This window comes from Streptomyces sp. NBC_01089 (genome assembly GCF_045162975.1).
Lineage (GTDB): Bacteria > Actinomycetota > Actinomycetes > Streptomycetales > Streptomycetaceae > Streptomyces.
This window is the reverse complement of the sequence record NZ_CP108660.1, coordinates 4,360,645-4,382,431: the sequence shown is the minus strand read 5'-3', so window position 1 is coordinate 4,382,431 and position 21,787 is coordinate 4,360,645. Positions and strand designations below refer to the sequence as shown.

Here is a 21,787-nt window from a genome sequence, read left to right as displayed (position 1 = left end):
CCGGAGGGGGCGGGGGCACATGATGCGGTGGCTGAGGAGATGGCGGAAGCGAGATGGCTTCGCGCAGGCCGACCTCTACGCACGGGCGACGATCTACCTCCTGCTGTGGCTCGCCGTCGTCCTGCAGGTGCTGTACAGCGTGACGCGCCCGGTCCGTCATTCCGGGGCCCCCACGGCTCTGATCGCCGCGTCCTGCCTGCTCGCAGTCGCTCAGGGGGTGTACTGCGTCTCGCTGGCCTCCGGTGGTCTGGCCGAGTATCTGGGTCAGACCACGCTCTCCCGACGGATGGTGGCCTTCGGCGCCGTTCTGATGGCCATGGATCTGGCGGCCGCCCTGCTGCTCGCCTCGCAGGCGGGGCTGCGGAACGTCCCGGGGCTGTCGATGCTGCTGTGCGCCGCTGTGATGCCGTTCTCGATGGCGCACAGCCTGATCGTCCGGAAGCGGGTGCTGGCCCTGGCGCAGTTGGCCGCCATGGGCGTGGTGTGCGGGGCGGTCCTTCTGCTCGGTGGCGACCGGCCGCTCGTCGCTGCCTGCATGGCCTGCACGGTGGGCGGGCCCGTGTGGTACGCCGTCACCACCCGCTGCTCCGCCTGGCATCTGGGCGTGATGTGGAAACTGAACGAGGCCAAGGACGTGGAGGCCCGGCTGGCGGTCGCGGAGGAGCGCCTGCGGTTCGGCCGGGATCTGCACGATGTGATGGGGCGCAATCTCGCGGTGATCGCGCTGAAGAGCGAGCTGGCGGTGCAGCTGGCCCGGCGGGGGCTGCCGGAGGCCGTGGAGCAGATGACCGAGGTGCAGCGCATGGCCCATGAGGCACAGCGCGAGGTACGTGCAGTGGTACGGGGATACCGGGGAGCGGACCTCGCGGCGGAACTGGGCGGGGCCCAGGGCGTGTTGGAGGCGGCCGGTATCGAGTGCACCGTCACGGGACCGACGGACGGGCTCCCGGCGGATGTGCAGTCGGCGCTCGGCTGGGTCGTCCGGGAAGCGGCCACCAATGTGCTGCGTCACGGGGATGCCCGGCGCTGCACCATCGCGGTGGCGAGATCGGCATCGGACGCGACCTTGACCGTAGAGAACGACGGAGCCGCCGGTGGCGGTGGAAACGGCAGCAGTTCCACTCCGGGCACCGGACTGGCCGGGCTGCGGGAGCGGCTGACCGCTGTGGCCGGGACACTGACGGCCGGCCCGGCGCCCGGCGGGAGATTCCGGCTGACTGCGGAGGTACCACTGGCCGCCGGCCCGGCCGGCCCGGACACCGACCCGGATGCCGGCCCCAGCCTTGCCGACGCCCACACCACCGCTCACCCGCCCACACCGACGCCCACCCCCAACCTCACCTCCGCAGCGGCCCCCACCGCACCCGCACCAGCCCCCTCCGCCTTCCCCTCCACTTCCGCCGAAGGGGCCAGCACATGACCCACCCGTCACACCACACGTCTCACGCATCACCGGGGCAGGGACAGGGGCCGGGGCCGGCGCCCACACCCGCAGACGAAGCCGCACCCTCAACGGCAGACGAAGCGGCAGACGGAGCCGCACCCGCCGCCTCCGTGCCCATACGTGTGCTGCTCGCTGACGACGAGCACCTCATCCGGGGAGCGCTCGCCGCGCTGCTCGGTCTTGAGGACGATCTGGTGGTCGTGGCCGAAGCCGCGTCCGGTCCCGAAGCGCTCGCCATGGCGCGGGCACACCGGCCCGATGTGGCGGTGCTCGATCTCCAGATGCCGGGGGCCGACGGTGTGAGCGTGGCCACATCCCTGCGGACCTTGCTACCCGAGTGCCGCTGCATGATCGTGACGAGTCACGGGCGGCCCGGCCACCTCAAACGGGCGCTGTCGGCCGGGGTGAAGGGGTTCGTTCCGAAGACCGTTTCCGCGCAGCACCTGGCGGAGATCATCCGGACGGTGCGGGCCGGAGGGCGTTATGTGGACCCGGAGTTGGCCGCCGACGCGATCTCCGCCGGAGACTCGCCCCTCACCACCCGGGAAGTGGAAGTCCTGGAGCTGGCGGCGGACGGCGCACCGATCGCGGAGATCGCCGAGCGGGCCTCGCTGTCGCAGGGGACGGTGCGCAACTATCTGTCGTCGGCCGCGTCGAAGCTGGGGGCGGAGAACCGGCATACGGCGGTGCGTCTCGCGCGCGAGCGAGGTTGGGTATAGTGGTGCCCGCGCCACGGCGCATGCGGACGTAGCTCAGTTGGTAGAGCGCAACCTTGCCAAGGTTGAGGTCGCCAGTTCGAACCTGGTCGTCCGCTCAGCAGCAGGAACAGAGAAGCCCCCGACCGGATTCCGGTCGGGGGCTTCTCCGCGTTCGGGGGCTTCGTCGCGTGCGGGAAAGCGGAGCCGCGGCGGCGAAGGGCCCGTAGGCCCCCCGGCAATGCACCGGAAGGCGGTCCCTTCGCACCGACGGCACTTCGACGACAGGCCCTAGGACCAGGGGGTCCCGGTCAGCAGCTCGTACGCCTCCACATACTTCGCCCGGGTCGCGTCCACGATCTCCTGCGGGAGTGCGGGCGGCGGCAGTTCGCTCTTGCGGTCCCAGCCGGATGCCTCCGACGTCAGCCAGTCGCGCACGTACTGCTTGTCGTACGAGGGCTGGGGGTGGCCCGGCTCCCAGTCGGCCATGGGCCAGAAGCGGGACGAGTCGGGGGTCAGTACCTCGTCGGCGATGACGAGTTGGTCGCCGTCGTAGCCGAACTCGAACTTCGTGTCGGCGAGGATGATGCCCCGCTCCCTTGCGATGCCCTGGGCCCGTTCGTACACGTCGAGGGTGGTGCGCCGCAGATCGAAGGCGGTCTCCGCGCCGGTCCGGCGGGCGACCTCCTCGTAACTCACGTTCTCGTCATGGTCCCCGACGGCCGCCTTGGTGGCCGGCGTGAAGATCGGTGCGGGGAGTTCGGAGCCGTCGGTCAGCCCCTCCGGCAGCGCGAGACCGCAGACCGTGCGGTGTGCCTCGTACTCCAGCAGGCCGGATCCGGTGAGGTAGCCACGGGCCACGCACTCCACCGGGACCATCCGGAGCGACTTGCAGACCAGGGTGCGGCCCGCCCAGTCGGCGGGGGCGCCGGCGGGCAGGTCGGTGGAGATGACGTGGTGCGGCACAAGATCGGCGAGCTTGTCGAACCACCAGAGCGACAGCTGGGTGAGCACCCGGCCCTTGTCGGGGATCTCGGTGGGCAGCACCCAGTCGTACGCGGACAGGCGGTCGCTGGCGACCATCACGAGGTCGCCCGCCTCGTTCTGGTACAGATCGCGCACCTTGCCGGTGTGCAGGTGTACCAGGCCCGGCACCTGAAGCGGCTCGGGCTTTTCTACGAATCCGGACACGGTTCCTCCCCGTGGTTCTGTCCAAGCGGTGGGGTCGGAGTCGATTCTCCCGTATGCGCTCTGTGCAGGCCCCTCCAGGGTCGGCCCGCGGCCCGGCGGCTTCCCGCCGAGTCCGGCGGCGGGCCGCTCGCCCGGTCAGTCGCGCTTGCAGATGCGGTCGAGGAGGTTGGCTGTCGCGCGCTGGATACGCGAATCGACATGGCCGGGCCGGTCCAGCGCGGGCGACCAGGCGAAGGTGCCCGAGGCGAAGACCAGCGAGCCGGACGGGGCCCGGTACAGCGAGGTCTCCTGGTGCCGCACGACCCCCTCGCTGTCCTCGTACGGCGAGTGGGCGAGCAGGATCCGGCTCTCGTGCTCCGGGAGCGATGTGCGCGGGAAGTAGCGGTCGGCCTCGCCGGCGACCAGACCGGCGAGTTCGTCGCCCTCGCCCGCACCGGTCGCGTCCCAGAGCCAGTGGTCGGCGTTCCGTACGACGAGCGGGCTCGGGTCGGGGACCCGCCCGGCGTACTGGATGCCGAGGAGCTGCTGTTCGGGGCGGTCGATCTCGCGCCACAGCGTGGGCTTCCCCGGGCCGCGGCGTTTGCGGCAGGTGAGGAGCCGGTCCGGGACGCCGGACGGGGAAGGGGCGAGGTCGACCTGCCAGTACATGGTGTTGGCGGAGAGGAAGACGAGGGAGGTGCCGTGTTCGCGGGCGGCCTCCGTCGTACGCCGCATGGGCACCGACCAGTACTCGTCGTGGCCGGGGAAGACCAGGCCGCGGTAGCGGGTGGGGTCGATGCGGCCGGCGTGCAGATCGCGGGCGTCGGCGTAGGCGAGGTCGTATCCGTACCGCTCGGCCCAGCGGATGAAGTCGTAGGCGTGCCCGACGTGCAGGGGCAGCCCGGCGCCCGCGTACGGCCGGTCGAAGGAGACCGTGGTGGCGGCGTCCTCCTCGCCGAGAAGCCGGCCCACGCCGTCCCAGGCGTGGTAGAGGCTGGCGCCGGTGTGCCCGTCCTCCGGGTAGAGGTTGTACGCCTGCCAGGTCACGTCGGGCAGCAGGAGGAGCAGATCCGCCGGGTGGCTGTCCCGGACGGTGAAGGGGATGTGGGAGCGGTAGCCGTCGACGGTGGTCAGCACCGCGACATAGGCCCCGATCGACCAGTACGAAGGAATCTGCAGCCGCCAGGACAGCCACCAGTGGTGGCAGGAGACCGTGCGGTCGGCGGTGAGCGGGGGCGGCTGGACGATCCCGGAGATCCGCGGGCTAGTGGTGATCTTCGCCGCGCCGTCGCCGCCGTAGTGACCGATCCGGTAGATGTCGACGGAGAACTGCTGGGGCGGGTCGACCGTGACATGGAAGTCGATGGCCTCGCCCGGGGCGGCCGCCCCGTTGGACGCGAACCCCTTGATCTGCTTCTTCACGTCGTCGGCTGTGCGCGGGCCGCCGGAGCGGTGGTGCGGGGCGTCCGGGGCGTACCAGGGGACGACATGGCCGGTGTCGTCGAAGTAGTGCTCGCTCCCGCGAAGCCAGGGCAGCGGGCCCTGCCCGAACGGATCCGAGACGGCGTGCGCGAGGGCCCCCGATTCCCAGCGCCGGATCTGCTCCGCCCCCATGCGGCTCCCCTTCCCTCGGCCACTCAGGCACAACAGTGATGCACCGACAGTCAGCGACCGGCCCCAGCACATCACATAAGGCACGCACTCCGTCACTGTTCGTCGCGAATTGACGAGGACAGTACCGAATTCGTGGAATGATCCAGGCCGCCCGAGGGAGGGTCCGGGGAAGCCGGGAGGCTCCGGGGCAGATCCCGGGAGACGGCTCCGCGCACGACCGGGCGTCCGCGGGCGCCTTGGGGCGTCAGCCGTGAGGTGTCAACGGGCGCCGTGAGCCGTCCCGGTACGGGCGTCAACGGGCGCCATGGAGCCGTCCGTCATGGGCGTCAACGGGCGCGCCATGGGGCCCGTCCACCCGTCCGCCATGAGGTGTCAGCGCATGAGGCGTCAACGCATGAGGCGTCTACGCATGAGGCGTCAACGCATGAGGTGTCAGCGCATGAGGCGTCTACGCATGAAGTGCCAGCGCATGAGGTGCACCGGGCGTCACACCAGCCGTACCGGCTTCTCCGCGCGTACGCCCACCGCCGTCAGCCATCCTCGCAACGGCTCGCCGTCGCCGTCCTCCACCAGGCTCATCACATGTCCGCCCAGGTCAGCCCTGCGTTCGCCGCCCACCAGCAGCGCGGGGCCGTCCAGCCAGTCGAGGCCGGGGGCCGCCCCGGCCGTGTCCACCGCAGCGCAGCAGACCATGGCGGTGACATGGTCTGCGAGCAGATCGCGCCCGGTACGGGGCGGCTGGAGCGGGAAGAGCGGGATCGCCCCGGTGTCCCAGAGCTCCTCGCCCTCCAGGGCGCCGCCCGGCACGCGGGGCGGCGCCGCGGCCTCCTCGCGGGCGACCTCAGCGGTGACGGCGGCCGCCAGCGCCTCCGTGTCGTCGGCCGCGAGATGGTCCAGGACCCGGGCCAGCGTCGGATCGCCGGGCTCACCGGGCTCACCCGGAGCGCCCGCATCGCCGGTCGCATCGGGGCCCGCCCCCGCCCCGGCTGTGCGGCGCACGCCCAGCTGGTCGAGGACGCGGTGCAGCCTGGCCGCTTCCGTACGCCATTTACGGTCGACGACCTCTTCCGGATACTGCTGCCAGTCCACCGGGGACCAGTCGGGGCCGGTCTCGGCCGGGCCTCCGTGGAAGAGCCTGGCCGCGAGGAGGGATGTGGCCGCGTCGACCGCGCCCGGCTCCTCCAGCAGGTCACAGGCGGGACGCTCGCCCAGCCGGGAGGTGAATCCCTCGGCGAGACGGTCCCTGCGCGACAGTTCGGTGAGCGCGGAGACCACCCCGGCGTCGAGCCGGGAGGGCCAGCGGCCCATCCGCCAGGCGGGCAGCGCGACCCGGGTCAGCAGCCGGTCCCAGCCCGCGTAGGCCAGGCCCACCTGCTCCTGGGCGACGATCCGCAGCCCGTAATCCACAGCCTGTGCACGGTCCGACGCCGCGGCCGCGACCCCGCGCTCCATCTCGGCCGCGTGCCCGCGGCAGCTGCGCAGCAGCAGCCGGGCGACCCAGCCGATGAAGCCGTACGCCACTCGTCGCAGCGGGCCGATTCCGGCCCTGGACGAGACGGCGACCGCCGCGTCCAGACCCCGTACAAACCGGCGCGAGGCCGCGATGTCGGGGTGCGCGGAGGGTCCCGTACCGGCGATGACGGGAGCGAGGAGGGCCCGCAGCTCGGCCACCCGCATCCACCACAGGAAGGGCGAGCCGATGACCAGCACGGGGGCGTCCGCCTCCCGGCGGGACCGTATCGACCGGCCGCGCCCGGTGCCCGGCCGTCCCCCGGATATGGACTGGGCGGTGGGGTGCGAGCGGTCCTCGAGCCAGCTGTCGCAGTCGGGCGTCAGCGCTATCGCCGACGGCACAGGCACTTCGAGCCGGTCCGCGAGGTCCCGCACCATCCGGTGCAGGTCGGGCGCGGACTTCTCGGTCAGTGCCACCGTCGGGCTGACGGCAGGCCCGGCCCTGGCGATCACGGTCCCGACGACGGCGGCCGTCCCCAGCACCACCAGCGCGAACCCCGTCACCACCCACCGCGCGACATCCCAACTTCCGCCGCTGAGGCGGCCCATGGCACCGCCGGCCAGCAGCACGACCGCTGCCGCCGCCGGCAGCAGCGCGACGGCCAGGGCTCTGCCCCGGACCGCCAGAACGGCCAGCGCATGAGCGCGTGCGCCCTGCGCACCCCGCTTGGCACGCGGATTCACCCGCGCGTCATTCGTACGGTTCTCGGACACGGCTGGACGTCACCCCCCTCTGCCCTTGCGACGGCTTTGCTCACTCCCCCACTGTGGCACCCGCCACTGACATCGCAATGCCGGTGGGCCAAGTGCCGGAACGCCTGCGCCGCAGACTAGTTGGGGACCCGGCAAGCGTCATCCGGATGGGGCAGTCGTCACTCGATGGAATGGCTTTGGGTAAAGGTGCTGACGGAAGGCCGTCAGATGGCTGCGGCTTTCGCGGCGATGTCCGTACGGTGCTGCGCGCCGTCGAGCCGCACCCTGCTCAGCGCGGTGTACGCCCGCTCACGGGCTTCGCCCAGATCGGCGCCGGTCGCGGTCACCGAGAGGACCCGGCCGCCCGCGCTCACCACCGCGTCGCCGTCCTGCCTGGTCCCGGCGTGCAGCACATACGCATGGGGCGCATCCTGGGCGGCCACCTCGTCGAGACCGCCGATGGGGTCACCGGTGCGCGGGGTGTCCGGGTAGTTGTGCGAGGCGATGACGACGGTGACCGCGGCCTCGTCGCGCCAGTTCAGCGGCGGGACCGTGTCGAGGGTGCCGTTGGCCGCGTTCAGCAGGACTCCGGCCAGCGGGGTCTTCAGCCTGGCCAGCACGACCTGGGTCTCGGGGTCGCCGAAGCGGGCGTTGAACTCGATGACCCGCACCCCGCGTGAGGTGATCGCGAGCCCCGCGTACAGCAGTCCCGCGAAGGGCGTGCCGCGGCGGCGCAGCTCGTCGACGGTCGGCTGGAGCACCGTCTGCATGACCTCGTCGACCAGCTTGGGGTCGGCCCAGGGGAGCGGCGAGTACGCGCCCATGCCGCCGGTGTTGGGCCCTTCGTCGCCGTCGAGCGCGCGCTTGAAGTCCTGCGCGGGCTGGAGCGGAAGGACAGTCACCCCGTCCGAGATCGCGAAGAGCGAGACCTCCGGGCCGTCCAGGAACTCCTCGATGACCACCCGGCCGCAGGCCAGCGCGTGGGCGCGGGCGGCTGCGACGTCCTCGGTGACGACGACGCCCTTGCCCGCGGCGAGGCCGTCGTCCTTCACCACGTACGGGGCGCCGAAGGCGTCGAGCGCCGCGTCGATCTGCGCGGGGGTGGTGCAGACGTAGGCGCGGGCGGTGGGGACGTTCGCCCCCGCCATCACGTCCTTGGCGAATGCCTTGGAACCCTCCAGCTGCGCGGCTTCCCGGCTCGGCCCGAAGCACGGGATGCCCGCCTCCCGTACCGCGTCGGCGACACCCGCGACCAGGGGCGCCTCGGGGCCCACGACGACGAGCCCGGCGCCGAGCCGGACCGCGAGCCGGGCGACGTCCGCGCCGTCCAGCGCGTCCACCGCGTGCAGCTCGGCCACTTCCGCGATGCCGGCGTTACCCGGGGCGCAGTGCAGAGAGGTGACCTCGGGGTCGAGGGAAAGAGAGCGGCACAGGGCGTGTTCGCGGGCACCGCCGCCGATGACAAGGACCTTCACGGTGCGAAGCCTAGCCCGCGCACCGGGACCCGCCGGGCGCGGGCCTTGTGCGGGCCGCCGGACGGGGCGGCCGGGCGCACTCGTAGATTCCTCCACGTCCGCGGACTTGTGCGTGTGCGGCGGGCTGCTGCGCCACGGACTTGTACGCGGCGGACTTCCGCACCGGGTCGGGCCGGCTACTCGTTCGTGTACTCCTCGACCACGGTCGCCCCCAGCTCGCGCACGATCAGGTCGTGGCCGGAGAGCGCCGAGTCGACCAGGTCGGGATCGTCGTCCTCGGGGGTGTCGTCCTCCAGCGAGACCGGGGGCGGACCGTCCGGCTCCGGCGGCGGCTCGGGCTCCCGGAACGCCTGCGGTCGCCGGTGCTGCGGGGGCTCCGGGGCGGGCGGCTGCTGTACGGGACCGGGCGCGGCCGCACCGCCGCCGCCCTGGGGCGCTCCGGCCTGAGGCGGTGCCCCCTGAGGCGCTCCTCCCTGGGGCGCCGGACGCTGTGGCGCCGGGGAGGGACCGCCGGGCCCCGGGTGATTGCTGCCGCCGGGGGGCTGCGTACCGCCGGAGGGGTCGACGATCGCGTCGACCCGCCACTGGACGTGGAACTGGTCGGCGAGGACCTGCTTCAGTACGTCCTCGCTGCCGCTGGACGCGAAGTTGTCCCTGGCACCCGAATTGGGGAAGCCGAGCTGGAGGGTGGTCCCGTCGAAACCGGCGACCTGGGCGTTCTGACTGAGCAGGATCCAGGTGAAGCGGCGACGGTTCTTGACGGCCTCGAGGATGTCGGGCCACATGTTCCGCACCTGGGCCGCGCCCTGGGCCATACCGGGCGCGGGCGCGGCGGGGGGCGCGGAGGACGGGGCTCCGGTCGCGGCCGGAGGAGCTGACTGCGCGGGCTGCCCCTGCCCCTGCCCCGGCGCGGCAGCCGACGGCCAGCTGCCGGCGGGGCGCTGTGGCTGGGACGGGGACGAGGCCGGGGCCGCGGGAGCAGCGGCACCGGGCCAGGCGCCGGGCTGCCGTGCCGCGGGGGCGGGGGCCTGGGCCTGGGCCTGAGGGGAAGGCTGCGGCTGTGCGGGAGCGGCGGGCGGCGGCGCGGAGGCGGAAGGCGCAGCCGCGGCGGGAGGCGCAGCCGGAGCAGGACCACTGGCGGGTCCACCGGGTCCCCCGGGCCCACCCGGTCCGGCACCGGCCGCACCAGTGCCCGCACCTGCACCCGGACCCGCGTCCCCCCGGGCAGCGGCACGCGCGGCGGCGGGCCCCATGCCGGGCGCAACCGTCATCCCGGGCCCGGAAGCCCCAGCAGAATCAACAGGCCCAGCAGCCGGTGCGGGGGGAGCCGCCATCGTGGGATGGGCCTCGGCGCCCGGTACGTACCCCATGGCGGGCCCCTGCCCACCGGGTACGAAGGTGCCGCCGCGCTCCAGACGGTCCAGCCGGGCCTGCAGGGAACGCTCGTCGTCGAAGGCGGCCGGGAGCAGCACCCGCGCACAGATCAGTTCGAGCTGGAGGCGCGGCGATGTCGCACCGCGCATCTCGGTGAGCCCGGTGTTGACCAGATCCGCCGCCCGGCTCAGCTCGGCGGCGCCGAAGACGGAAGCCTGCGCCTGCATGCGGGCGACGACATCGGCCGGGGCGTCGATCAGCCCCTTCTCCCCCGCGTCCGGCACGGCGGCGAGGATCACCAGGTCGCGCAGCCGCTCCAGCAGGTCGGCGACGAACCGGCGCGGGTCGTTGCCCCGCTCGATGACCTGGTCGACCAGTTCGAAGGCGGCGGCCCCGTCCGATGAGGCGAAGGCGTCGATGACGGCGTCGAGGAGCGTCCCGTCCGTATAGCCGAGGAGGGCGGTCGCCATGGCGTACGTCACACCTTCCTCGCCCGCGCCCGCCAGCAGCTGGTCCATGACGGACATGGAGTCCCGCACGGACCCCGCACCGGCACGCACGACGAGGGGCAGCACGCCCTCCGCGACCTGGGCGCCCTCCTGCCCGCACACCTCGCCGAGGTAGTCGCGCAGGGTGCTGGGCGGCACCAGCCGGAAGGGGTAGTGGTGCGTACGCGACCGGATGGTGCCGATGACCTTCTCGGGCTCCGTGGTCGCGAAGATGAACTTGAGATGCTCCGGGGGCTCCTCGACGACCTTCAGTAGGGCGTTGAACCCCGCCGAGGTGACCATGTGCGCCTCGTCGATGATGTAGATCTTGTAACGACTGCTGGCCGGCCCGAAGAACGCCTTCTCGCGCAGATCACGGGCGTCGTCCACGCCACCGTGCGAAGCGGCGTCGATCTCGATGACATCGATCGACCCCGGCCCGTTGCGCGCGAGGTCCCGGCAGGACTGGCACTCACCGCACGGCGTGGGCGTGGGGCCCTGCTCGCAGTTCAGACAGCGGGCCAGGATCCGCGCGCTGGTGGTCTTGCCACAGCCGCGCGGCCCACTGAACAGATACGCGTGGTTGACCCGGTTGTTCCGCAGGGCCTGCTGCAACGGGGCAGTGACGTGCTCCTGCCCGATGACCTCGGCGAACGATTCGGGACGGTAACGGCGGTACAGCGCAAGGGACGACACATCTACGAGGTTATCGGGGCCCACCGACAACCCACGCCCCAGAACGCCCCCGGAACGCAAAGGGCCCCCCACGCACCCGCCAGAGCCAACCTACCCTTGCTGCCTTCCGGCCCTGGGGGAGTTCAGTCAGATAGCGCCACGTGAGGGGCTGACCCACACCCTAGCTGATCCACCGGGGTGGAATCGAGTTCGCTAGCACTCCTCAACGTCTTGTATTGTTTGCCGCGGAGGATTCGCCTAGTGGCCTAGGGCGCACGCTTGGAAAGCGTGTTGGGGGCAACCCCTCACGAGTTCGAATCTCGTATCCTCCGCACTGGCCCAGCAGGGCAGACGAAGGTCCCGACCGTTCAGCGGTCGGGGCCTTCGGCGTTGCGCGGTTGCCGTTTTAGCTGCACTCGCACACAGATTTTGCCGTGCGGACGCGTCCGGCCGGCACTCGTCGCCCTCGGGCCGACTCCCCACTCGAGCATGCATGAGATCGCCGCCACGGACAGCCGGTGGCGACGTTGGTGGGCCAGCCAGAGTCTGCGGCCACATGCGGGCTGTACGTACGCGCCGCAGATCCAGGCAGGACAGTCATTCTCGGACAAGGTCGCCGGACCGAGCGGCGGAAGCGGTCGGGCCCGCGTAGAACTCATGGGGGTGTGGGACAGGCGCGAAAAGTCCGTATGCGGTTGGGACGATGCCGCGTTCACGGCGGGCGGGGGAAGGGCAACGAGTGCTGTCGGACGAGACATGGCGCGAGCTACGGGATCAGGGCACGACCCGCACCTACCGCGAACGCAGCGTGATGCTGAGACAGGGTTCTGCGGGAACACACCTGCTCGCCCTCACCGACGGGCTCGCCAAGGTCGTGTGCCGGGAACCAGGCGGAGTCGTGACGTGGCTGGCGTTCCGGGGGCCGGGTGACCTGCTGGGCGAGGTGTCTGTGTTCAACGGCACCTCACGCACTGCGGAAGTGGTTGCGCTCACCCCTTGCACGACTGTCGTACTGGAGGCAGAACGGTTCCGGCGGTTCGTCGAACAGCGTGGCCTCGTCATGGACTTGATGCGCCAGGCCCTCTCCCGGCTACGGGAGTCCGATGCCCAGCGCACCGCATTGCTGACCCTGCCGCTGGTCGTCCGACTGGCGCGAGTGCTCCTGAGGCTGGCCGAACTCACGTCGCCGGGAGAGGAATCGGATGTCATCCGGCTGACCGGCCTGAGCCAGGAGGAGATCGCCCAGGCGACCGGAGTGACCCGGAACGCGGTTATCACCGGGCTGCAACGGCTGCGCGGGTCCGGCGCGGTGGAGACGGCCCGCAGAGTGATCATCATCAAGGACATGCGGGTGCTGCGGGACTGGGCGACCACCCACTCGTAGGCCACGGTCGGCTCACCTTCCTGCCGCCAGGATGAATGAGAATTCCCCTGGGCGCCCCGCGCATGAGTACGTCCGCGATGGATGGGAGTCGTCGCCCGATCCCACCCGCGTTGTGACGTGAGCCACCTGCGCAGTGCCCTGCGCTGTGCAGTTGGACGGACGGAACCGACGGAACCTCGAAACAGCCGGTCAACCGGCTTCGTCACCGTTCCCTTCGTTCACGAGGAGATCAGGCATGTCCACACCCGTTCCCACCCCGTATGCCGAGAGCCGGCCGCTCCCTCCCTATCGCGCCCTGTTCGCCGTTGACGCAAAGGACTTCACTGGCCTTCCCGCCGTGCAGCACGGTCCGGTGAGTCAGTTGATCCCGGAACTCGTCGACCAGGCACTGGAACGAGCCGGCCTCCACGAGCTGCGCGACTCCAAGCGGTTTCCGGCCAATACCGGGGACGGCGTGGTGTTCGGCTTCGATCCAGCGTTGCTGCCCTTTGTCCTTTGGCCGTTTCTGGGTCTGCTCGACGACATCCTCGGCACGTACAACAGGCAGTGTGTAGGCCCTCGCATCCGGCTCCGGGCCAGTGTCCACGTCGGACCGCTGCCGGACGCGGACAGCCCTGGCGACGGCAATGGCACCGCCCGTAACGACACGCACCGGTTGCTGGACTCCCGTCCGGTCAAGGCCATCCTGGCTGCGGCCAGCGAGGAGGTCACCCACCTGGTGGCGGTCATCTCCCAGCGGGTCTACGAGGACGCCGTGCTCGGCGCGTACACCGGACTTCACCCCGACCGCTGTGTGGAGGTCCCCGCCACCGTGGAGGGGAAGAACTTCTCGCAACGGGCATGGCTGTACGTCCCGTCGCCGTCCGGAAACCTGGTTCAGGCCGGTATGCAACCGCGCGAGGAGTCCGCAGCACAGGCCGACTCATCTGCTGATCAGCGACAGGACCCGGGGAAGGGTCCCAGCACGCACTACAGCGGCAATACGCAGCGCGTGGGCGAGGGCGCCGCAGTGATGGGGAACGTCGGACGGGACATCACGTATACCGGCGGTGCGACCTCGTACCGCGGCACCAATCAGCATTGGGGCGGCGGCGACAATGTAGCGGGCGACAAGCGGGTCGGCGGAGCCGGAGACGACCAGTGAGCACCGACCCGGGCACCGCATCCACCCCGGACGCAGCAGACCGGCCGGAGCCGGAAAACTCGTACCGCGACAATCAGCAGCGGCTGGACCGGGGGATGGCGGTCATGGGCGGAATCGGTGGTGACGTCACTGTCCTGATCGGCACGCCGCCCGACGAGAACGTGACGGACCGCATCGTCCAACCGCGACTGCGAGAGGGCCCGTACCCCGCGGACGATGTGCAAGCCCGTTTGCGCGGATTCGTCGAACCGCCGGCCTACGCGCGGTACCGGAAGGTGCTGGACAGCCACATCCTGGTGCTGCGAGCCAGCAACGGCACCGGCGCGAGCACCACCGCTTTCGCCCTGCTGACCGAGCGGCACGGGGCCGCCGGCATCACCGGCCTGGACTCACCGGACGACCTCGCGCGCTGGCGCCCCAAGGAAAGGCGTGGCTATCTGCTCCAAGGGCTGTCCCCCGCGTCCGCCGCCTCGCTCAGTGAAGTCGTACTCACCGCGCTGGCCGCCCTGCTGCGCAGGTCGGGCGCCCATCTGGTGATCACGGTACGGGCGGATACGGCGCTTCCCGGCGGCACAGGGACCTGGCAGGTCTCCCACCGCCCGCCACTGCCGGCCGAGGTGGCCGCGAAACGGCTGGCTGCCCTTGCCAAGGAGGGTGAACTCACCGGCGATCAGTACGCCGACGCGTTGAGGCACCTCGCCTCAGCGGCCTTCACCAGCTACCTGCACGCCCACCCGCTGCCCCGCGACGGTGTCGAGGCGGCGGACGGGCTGCGTGATCTCGTCGTGTCGGGGAAGCCCGCCGGATCCGTACTCGCCGATCTGCAGACCGGCAGCCCCACGGCAGCTCGGCATGCTCTGGCGGAAGCTTCCCACCGAGCCGACAGTCTCGCGCTGATGGCGGCGATCTCGCTTCTGGCCGAGCAGGACCGTACGGTCATCGAGGAATTCAGCACGAGCCTGCGTCCCCGCATAGACGAACGCGTTGGTCCGATACCGGTGGCAGCGGGGTCACCGGCACGTCGCGATGTACTCGGGCCGGCCTTCGAGGACCGGCTGGATGCTGTCGGCGCACGCCTGTTACCCACTCGCTTCAGCGCGGCACAGCGCTACCCGGTCCAGCCGGTCGTCTTCTCCGGCGTGCACCGATCGGATGCCCTGCTCCGGTGCTTGTGGCTGGACTACGAGGGCATGGCGGACCTGCTGTGGAAGACCTTGGCCGAGGTCCCCCACCGCCCCGGTATCGAACTGGCGGCAGGCCAGGCGATCGGCAGGGTACTGGTCTGTGCGACCGGCCCGGACGCTCTGCGTCAGCTGTTCCCCTTCGCCGCGTCGGACAAGCGCTGGCACCGCCGCCTGGTGGCCTACGCGCTCGGGGAGACGGCCCAGGACCCCTCCCTCACCGGAGCCGTACGGAATCAGCTACGGCAGTGGAGCGGGGCCGCCCTCGTCCCCCTCCACTGCACCGTGGCCGAGACCTGTGCGGGCAGCTACGGGCTGGCCCGGCCCGTTGTCGCCCTGAAACTCCTGAACGCAGTACTCGACGGGCGGCCGGGCAGAGACCTGGAGGGCAGATTGCGTACCGCGGTGTCCTTCGCTCTCAGCACTCTGCTTTCCGAGGATGCCAACCACACCCTTGTCCTCGACCGCCTGCAGGAGTGGCAGGGGGCCGATTCAGGCACCCAGCACCACGCCATGGCTGTGCACGTCATCGAATCGATGAGTCTGACGGCCTTCCCGCTGCCGGGCGCACCGGGCGGAGGTCGCCTCCGTCTCTCCGGCCTGATCGCAGACCGCCCCGAACGAGCCTTGGACCTGGTGGTCAGAGCCCTGGACGACCCGGCCACCCACGAAGCGACGGCGACGGGCCTGTCCCTGATCGAGAGCGACCCGGGTCTACGGCAGCGGACCGCTTTCCCGTACTTCCTAGCCGCACTCGGCGGCACGGCCCGGAATCACCGGGGCGTCCTGCGATTCATCCTGCGCCGCCATCGCATCCGCACAGCCTCCCCGACAGAGAGGTTCGCGTCATGAACGGCCCACTCATCTCACCCCTGGAATCCTCGCCCGCCTGGCAGCTGCTCCGCCGCCGTTTTGGCTTCCGGGAGGACCGGGCGCTGGTGTTCCTGGCACACGACGGGGCCGACGCGATGGTGCCGCCCCGCAGCGGCGACTACTGGGGCTACCCGCGGCCGACGGCGCGCGGGGTGCGTCAGGGGGACTTTCCCGACATCGCGTGGGTCTCGCTCACGGAACAGCGGATCTCTGTGGACATTCCGCGTCGGCCGCCGAAACCCCCGGCCCGTTACAGCGTCGCTTGGAAGATCAGCAACCCGGTCGTCGCCGCGAGGAACCAGATCACCGAGGAAACGGCCCGGCGTCTGGTGGTGGGACACATCAGCGAGCACGCCACGCTGCCTGGCATCGCCGAACCGTTGCGGAAGCCGCCGCCCCACTTCGGAACGACCGAGGTCGAGCCGCCCGGCCGGCTTCAGGTGATCGACGGATCCGGCCTCACCTACTGGTTCCTGGACCCGCCCGCCGCACTCCTGCCCACGCCCGGCACCGGCGCGGAACCCAACCTTCCGGCAGGCTTCGGCGAGGCCCACCGCGAGGCGTACCGCTTCTACCGGGACGTTGTCGCGGGCGGTCCCGTCGGTCTGGCGGCCCTCTGGCTGCTGCATCAGCCGGAACAGGCGAAGGACGTACTCGACTGGACGGTGGCCCACCGCAACCTCCTCTCCGACCGGGACGGCTGGGAACGCACCCTCGCCGCGACGCTTCAGTCACTGACACCGGAGGACCGGGGCTTCGTCGGCACCAACCTGGCCCGCGTTCTCAGTGACGTGGGGGTACCGCAGGGGGACGAGATTCTGCGCCGGATCAGCGGCACCGGCGGTGCGGAGGACGGCAACGGCCCGTACGAGGCCGCCCGGTGACTCCCCGCCCTCGTTTCCCCCACCGTCGGTCGACCGGGGTCGGCACGGAGGACGTGGTGGCACTGTCACGCGAGCTGATCGCCCACAACCACATCGAGATAGGCCGGGCTGACGGTAAGGCCGCTGTCCTGCTCGCCACCGGCGGATCGCTGCTCGGGCTCCTCCTGATCCGTCGGCCGCCCGGTGCCCTGTGACTCCGACCATTGTGGTGGGCAGCGGCGGTTACCACGACCGTGGCCCTGCTGCTCCTCCTGGTCGCGCTGCTGCCCCGCCACAGACCGAGAATCAGGGAAGGCTCCCACGTCCTCGCCTACTACGAGGACGTGGTCCGGGCGGAGAAACGTGCGGAACTGTCGTCCGGGCTCCTCCTGAGCGGCTCCGACCCGTACCCTCGCCTGTTCCGCGCCCTGACCGGGACCAGCCGTATCGCCCGCACCAAGAACAGGTGTGTACATGGAGCCGTCCTCATGCTGCTGTCGGCCATCACCACTGTGAGCGCGTCGCTGCTCCCCGGCGCCTGGACGCCGCTGGAGTGACTGGCCGCCAGCTCCCTGCCCTGCGAACGGCCGGAGAGGCGCGGAGTCCGTTCGCAGCCAAGGAATGGCCTCAAGAGGCCCTCGGGACAAGGGCGTAAGGCTGACTCATGTCCCCGTTGTGTTCAGGTCGCCGGCATCGGCTGCGCGGCGACTAGATGGCGACCAGACGTACCGTGTCGCCGCAGAGCTGCGTCATGTCATCGATGTCCGAGGTGAGCATGACGACTGGACGGTGCTCTGCCTCAGTGCCATCTCGGCCACGGCCGCGTCGATGGCGTCTTTGTGACCGTGCAGTCCCGCCGCTCCGGCGCCGGGCGGGCGGCTCGCTGCCGGGCCCGCGGCCTCCGCCCGGTCTCTGTCCGGCGAACGCCTTCTATCCTCGCCAGGTGAGAACCACCAGTCACACCCACCGGCTCAACAGCACGCTGCGTACCTGGGTTCTTCTGCCCTCCGGCGGCGGGGGCGCGGCGCAGGGCCTCGCGGCTCGGCCCGTGCCGCGTTCGCCGCTCCTGCCCGCGCGCGCCATGGATCTGGTGCTGACGGGCATCGCGTTGCTGCTCGCGGTGTGGATCAGCGTCCAGAACCCCTCCATGGGGCCGGCCGCTCCCTGGGTGAATCCGCTCATCGCCGCGGCGAGCGCGCTGCCGCTGCTCGTGCGGCGCCGGGCGCCCGAACTGGTACTCGGCGTCGGGCTGTTGGCCAAAGTTCTCCAGGTCTCGGCCTTCGCGGCGCCGCTCGCCTTCTACGCGGAGGGCGCCTATCGCGGCCCGCACAGCCGCCGGACCGCCTGGGCCTCGGCCGGTGTGGGGCTGGTGGCCCTCGCACCCTGGCATGCGGCGGCATGGTCCAGCGTCCACACGGTGGTGACCTGGTTCGCGGTGAACTTCGTCTTCTCCTGTCTGGTGCCGCTGCTGCTGGGGCTCTACGTGGGCCAACGGCGTGCCGTCGTCGCCGGTCTCGTCGAACGGGCGGAGCGCGCCGAACGGGAACAGCGGCTCGTCGCCGAGGCCGCGCGGGAGCAGGAGCGCCGGCGCATCGCTGGTGAGATGCACGACGTGGTCTCCCACCAGGTGAGCCTGATCGTCGTGCACGCCAACGCGCTCAGCGTCGTCGCCCACGACCCGGAGGTTACGGGCGAGACCGCGCAGATCATTCAGACGGCCGGCCGGCGCGCGCTCACCGAACTCCGCGAGATGCTGGGGCTGCTCAGAAACGGCCCGGACGACAGCCCGGACGGCGGGGCGGGGGAGCCGGAGTCGGCGGGCGCGGCCCACGATCCTGCCGGGTCGGCCGAGTGGCGGCCCACCCCCGGCGCGGCGGCCGTTTCCGGTGCGGACGTTCCCGGCACGGCGGCCGTTTCCGGCGGCTCCTTTCCCGGCGCGGCGGCCGCCCCCGGTGCGGACGTTCCCGGTACGGCGGACGTCCCCGGCGCAGCAGCCGTCCCCGGAGCGGCCGTTCCCGGTACGGCAGCCGTCCCCGGCGCAGCAGCCGCTCCCGGCTCAGTCGTCCCCCGCGCCGCCGTCGACAGGATCGCCGAGCTGGCCGACGGCTCCCGGACCGCTGGGCTGCCCGTCACCGTGCTCGTCGAGGGTGCGCCGCAGCCGCTGGCGGAGCCGGTCGAGCGTGCCGCGCACCGGGTCGTGCAGGAGGCCCTGACCAACGTGCACAAGCACGCCCCTGGGGCCACGACGCAGATTCACCTCGCGTACGGCCCGCGAACCGTGCGGGTACAGGTCGTCAACGGGCCGCCCCAGAAGCCCGCCGAGCCGGCTGCCGACGGTGAGCCTCTGCTGCCCAGCGGGGGACACGGGCTGATCGGTCTGACGGAGCGGGTCCGCCTGGCCGGAGGCACCATGGGGTCCGGCCCGACCGGTGACGGCGGCTTCCGGATCGATGCCGCGCTGCCCACCGCGGCGGCGGCCGGAGCGTCCACGACCTGAGCCTGACTCCGCCGGAGACCGGATCGTGGTGTTCCGCCGAGCACGCCGCCGCCACGTCGGGCGTTCAGATCAGTCCGGCGTCGTGGGTGATGAGCGCGACCTGGGTACGGTTGGCGGCTTCGAGCTTGGTCATGATCCGGCTGAGATGGACCTTGACGGTGGACTGGCTCACGAACAGGTCCCCGGCGATACGGGAGTTGCTGTGCCCCTGGGCGACCGCCACGGCGACCTCACGCTCGCGGGCGGTCAGTTCCGCCATCCGCGATCGTGCTTGCGGGGCGCCCGCACCCGTGGCGAACACCGCCAGCAGCTTGGTGGTGATGCGCGGTGAGAGCATCGCCTCGCCGCGCGCGAGGACCCGTACGGCGTCGGTCAGTTCACGCGGCGAGGTGTCCTTGAGCAGGAACCCCGCCGCGCCGTGCTGGAGCGCGGCGTAGACGTACTCGTCGACGTCGAAGGTGGTGAGCACCCCGACCGCCGGAGGACCGGGCAGCGCGGCGAGCCGGCGGGCGACCTCCAGGCCGCCGACATGGGGCATCTGGATGTCGGTGAGCACCACGTCCGGGCGGTGCTCGGCCACCAGGTCCACCGCCACCGAGCCGTCATCGCCCTCGGCGACCACCTCGATGTCCGGCTCGGCGTGCAGGATCATCCGGATGCCCTTGCGCACCAGCACCTCGTCGTCGAGGAGGACTACCTTGACGGTCACTCACGCCACCACTCGTCCGTGTCAGGGGCAACATCGCCCGCCCACGGTATCCGTCGTCGCCGGTACGCCACGGCCCCGGTCGTCCCGGGGCATGACCCGGCGGCCGTGGCGTACGACTTTCGGGCAAGTCCACCCGGGCGGGAAAGGTGACGCGCCGGGGATGCCCGCCGGGACAGCCTGGACGGGCGCCGGACCGGGCCGGGTCCGACGTGCGTGTTCGGATCCGGAAGTACGGGAGCCCACACGGCACGGCACCGGTCACCAGGGTGCCGGCCGCTCTTGAGCTTCACGGATGACCGAATCCTCAACGGACAGACACAGGAGGACAGATGAACAAGCGAGGCAAGGCGGTACTGGGTGCGATGGCGGGGGCGGTCACGCTCACCGTGGCGATGGCATCGCCGGCGTCGGCGATCATCGGAGGACACGACGCGACCTCGCCGTACCCGTTCATGGTGAGCATTCAGAAGGACGGCCATCACTACTGCGGAGCCTCCCTGATCAAACGGGACTGGATCGTGACCGCCGGACACTGCACGGTGAACGTCAAGCCCCAGCAGCTCACCGTGCGGGTCGGCAACCACGATCGGACGAAGGGCGCCGAAGCGAAGGTCGTCAAGGTCATCGCACACCCGGGCTTCTCCTACGAGCCGTTCCGCAACGACGTGGCCGTCATGAAGCTGGACCACCCCGTGGACGCGAAGCCCGTCGAACTGGCCACGAAAACCGCGCCGGCCGGTACGGACACCCGGATTCTCGGCTGGGGAATGACCTGCGAGGACGGCAGCGAGTGCCCGAACCCTCCGATCCGTCTGCAGGAACTGGACACCAAGATCGTCCCCGACGGCCGGTGCAGCGAGAACTTCAACCCGGCCAACGAGCTGTGCACCGACAGCCCCACCAAGAACGCGCAGGCGTGCGTCCTCGACTCCGGCGGGCCGCAGATCGAGGGCCGTCCCGGGCGGTGGGAACTGATCGGGGCAACCAGCCGCGACGGCGACGCCGATCCGGAGTGCGCCACCGGTCCCGGCATCTACACCGACCTGACGGCCCACCGCGCATGGATCGAGCGCGTCACCGCGAAGTGAGCGGCGAGCGCTCCGCCCGGATCTGCGACCGTCCTGTCCGGATCGGCGAGTGCGCGACCCGGATCGGCCCCGGCTCCGTCCGCCTGGACCACGGTTACGTTTCCCCGTTTGCCCGTTTGCCCGTTTGCCCGTGTGCCCGTGTGCCCGGACGCACCGGAAGCCGAAGTCTCCGTACCTGTCGGAGGCTTCGGCTTCCCGGCGGCAGGTGCGTGCCTGCCCTTGCGCCGTCTCCGGCCGGCCGTCCGGCGTTCTGCCGTCCTGCCGTTCTGCCCGTGTCCGGTTCCCCTGTGCGTCAGTGTGCGTCGGCGAGGGCCGGTGCGCGCCAGACGTCGATCACGGTCCTGTGCTGCTTCGGGCTCAGTGCCGCCGCGCCGTCCGCGTAGTTCCGGTCGACCTGTGCGGCCTCTGCCGTGCTCGGCTGGGCGTTGGTGCACGACGTACCCGGGCCGTGGCCGGACATCAGCTCCGAGCACGGGCCGCTGTAGTCGTCCGGCAGCCCGAGGATGTGCCCGGTTTCGTGTGCGGCGATCCGGGTCATGTCGTAGCCCTCATCGACCGCTTGCCGGCCCAGTTCGACCTCGCCTCTGCTGCCGCCGGGGACGATCGGCCCGAGTGTCGTCTGGGGCCAGCCGCTGGTCGCCACGTAGACGAAGTTGGCCGAGCCGGGCGAGGTCGCCGGCTGCAGGTGCACGTTGTGGTCCGCCGCGTTCCAGTTCTGCACGCCCTGCGTGATCGCGTCCGCCCACTGCCCTGCCTGGCTCGCGTCGTAGGTCAGAGTGACCACCGCCGCTGTCGCCCTCGGCGGCGCCGGGTGCGCCGAAGCGGCACCGGATGTCACTCCCAGCATGGCCGGGATCAGTGCCGCCACGGCTGCTATTCGCTTGATCATGAGACTCGTCCTGTCCCTG

General features: G+C 71.2%; 17 protein-coding genes, 2 tRNA genes, 1 other RNA gene and 1 pseudogene. 12 read left to right on the top strand and 9 right to left on the bottom strand.

The genetic code is table 11. From position 1 onward, the window contains the following. The first annotated feature begins 19 nt into the window (after positions 1-19). The 3 genes from OG510_RS19490 (at position 20) to OG510_RS19480 (ending at position 2,258) form a co-directional block, all read left to right on the top strand. Complete coding sequence (locus OG510_RS19490; RefSeq protein WP_406138359.1) at positions 20-1,420, top strand: sensor histidine kinase; 1,401 nt, start codon at positions 20-22, stop codon at positions 1,418-1,420. A 134-nt stretch (positions 1,421-1,554) separates the two neighbouring features. Next, positions 1,555-2,163, top strand: a complete 609-nt coding sequence (locus OG510_RS19485) for a response regulator (protein ID WP_406138357.1) — start codon at positions 1,555-1,557, stop codon at positions 2,161-2,163. Positions 2,164-2,185: 22 nt separating this feature from the next. After that, positions 2,186-2,258: transfer RNA gene (locus OG510_RS19480), tRNA-Gly, on the top strand. A gap of 172 nt (positions 2,259-2,430) precedes the next feature. Here the strand turns inward: OG510_RS19480 and OG510_RS19475 are convergent. From OG510_RS19475 to ffs, 6 genes are all read right to left on the bottom strand, one after another. Beyond that, on the bottom strand, positions 2,431-3,330 hold the full coding sequence (locus tag OG510_RS19475; protein ID WP_406138356.1) for a phosphoribosylaminoimidazolesuccinocarboxamide synthase: 900 nt from the start codon (positions 3,328-3,330) through the stop codon (positions 2,431-2,433). A 135-nt stretch (positions 3,331-3,465) separates the two neighbouring features. Continuing rightward, positions 3,466-4,923 (bottom strand): N,N-dimethylformamidase beta subunit family domain-containing protein, encoded by a 1,458-nt coding sequence (locus OG510_RS19470; RefSeq protein ID WP_406138355.1) that lies wholly within the window; start codon positions 4,921-4,923, stop codon positions 3,466-3,468. A 486-nt stretch (positions 4,924-5,409) separates the two neighbouring features. Continuing rightward, positions 5,410-7,149 (bottom strand): hypothetical protein, encoded by a 1,740-nt coding sequence (locus tag OG510_RS19465; RefSeq protein WP_406138354.1) that lies wholly within the window; start codon positions 7,147-7,149, stop codon positions 5,410-5,412. Between the two features lie 203 nt (positions 7,150-7,352). Then, positions 7,353-8,603 (bottom strand): phosphoribosylamine--glycine ligase, encoded by a 1,251-nt coding sequence (purD, locus tag OG510_RS19460; RefSeq protein WP_406138353.1) that lies wholly within the window; start codon positions 8,601-8,603, stop codon positions 7,353-7,355. 176 nt (positions 8,604-8,779) lie between these two features. Further along, positions 8,780-11,161, bottom strand: a complete 2,382-nt coding sequence (locus OG510_RS19455; protein WP_406138352.1) for a DNA polymerase III subunit gamma and tau — start codon at positions 11,159-11,161, stop codon at positions 8,780-8,782. Between the two features lie 57 nt (positions 11,162-11,218). Next, an RNA gene (gene ffs / locus OG510_RS19450) (signal recognition particle sRNA small type) lies at positions 11,219-11,313 on the bottom strand. Positions 11,314-11,387: 74 nt separating this feature from the next. Here ffs and OG510_RS19445 point away from each other — a divergent pair. From OG510_RS19445 to OG510_RS19415, 7 genes are all read left to right on the top strand, one after another. Further along, positions 11,388-11,472, top strand: a tRNA-Ser gene (locus OG510_RS19445). A gap of 407 nt (positions 11,473-11,879) precedes the next feature. After that, on the top strand, positions 11,880-12,524 hold the full coding sequence (locus tag OG510_RS19440; RefSeq protein ID WP_406138350.1) for a Crp/Fnr family transcriptional regulator: 645 nt from the start codon (positions 11,880-11,882) through the stop codon (positions 12,522-12,524). A gap of 235 nt (positions 12,525-12,759) precedes the next feature. Then, positions 12,760-13,668 carry a hypothetical protein gene (locus OG510_RS19435; protein ID WP_406138348.1) on the top strand — a complete coding sequence of 303 codons (909 nt, stop codon included), beginning with the start codon at positions 12,760-12,762 and terminating at the stop codon, positions 13,666-13,668. Then, positions 13,665-15,701, top strand: coding sequence for a hypothetical protein (locus tag OG510_RS19430; protein WP_406138347.1), 2,037 nt, complete (start codon positions 13,665-13,667; stop codon positions 15,699-15,701). Before OG510_RS19435 ends, OG510_RS19430 begins: the two co-directional genes overlap by 4 nt. Continuing rightward, a complete protein-coding gene (locus OG510_RS19425; RefSeq protein ID WP_406138346.1) occupies positions 15,698-16,606 on the top strand; it encodes a hypothetical protein in 909 nt (302 codons plus the stop codon). The genes OG510_RS19430 and OG510_RS19425 overlap by 4 nt, the downstream gene beginning before the upstream one ends. Before the next feature lie 56 nt (positions 16,607-16,662). Beyond that, a complete protein-coding gene (locus OG510_RS19420; RefSeq protein WP_406138345.1) occupies positions 16,663-16,800 on the top strand; it encodes a hypothetical protein in 138 nt (45 codons plus the stop codon). Positions 16,801-16,809: 9 nt separating this feature from the next. Further along, positions 16,810-17,142 (top strand): Pycsar system effector family protein, encoded by a 333-nt coding sequence (locus OG510_RS19415; protein WP_406138343.1) that lies wholly within the window; start codon positions 16,810-16,812, stop codon positions 17,140-17,142. 151 nt (positions 17,143-17,293) lie between these two features. Here OG510_RS19415 and OG510_RS19410 read toward each other — a convergent pair. Continuing rightward, positions 17,294-17,442 (bottom strand): annotated as a pseudogene (locus OG510_RS19410) (DNA-binding protein); the annotation flags it as partial. 86 nt (positions 17,443-17,528) lie between these two features. On the opposite strand from OG510_RS19410, the gene OG510_RS19405 reads away from it, so the two are divergent. Next, positions 17,529-19,082, top strand: a complete 1,554-nt coding sequence (locus tag OG510_RS19405; RefSeq protein WP_406138342.1) for a sensor histidine kinase — start codon at positions 17,529-17,531, stop codon at positions 19,080-19,082. Between the two features lie 64 nt (positions 19,083-19,146). Here OG510_RS19405 and OG510_RS19400 read toward each other — a convergent pair whose 3' ends face one another. Then, a complete protein-coding gene (locus OG510_RS19400) occupies positions 19,147-19,791 on the bottom strand; it encodes a response regulator (RefSeq protein WP_406138341.1) in 645 nt (214 codons plus the stop codon). 329 nt (positions 19,792-20,120) lie between these two features. Between OG510_RS19400 and OG510_RS19395 the strand changes: the two genes are divergently transcribed. Continuing rightward, positions 20,121-20,879 (top strand): S1 family peptidase, encoded by a 759-nt coding sequence (locus tag OG510_RS19395; protein ID WP_406138340.1) that lies wholly within the window; start codon positions 20,121-20,123, stop codon positions 20,877-20,879. A 292-nt stretch (positions 20,880-21,171) separates the two neighbouring features. Here the strand turns inward: OG510_RS19395 and OG510_RS19390 are convergent, their stop codons facing one another. Further along, complete coding sequence (locus tag OG510_RS19390; RefSeq protein WP_406138339.1) at positions 21,172-21,768, bottom strand: snapalysin family zinc-dependent metalloprotease; 597 nt, start codon at positions 21,766-21,768, stop codon at positions 21,172-21,174. Between the last annotated feature and the right edge of the window lie 19 nt (positions 21,769-21,787).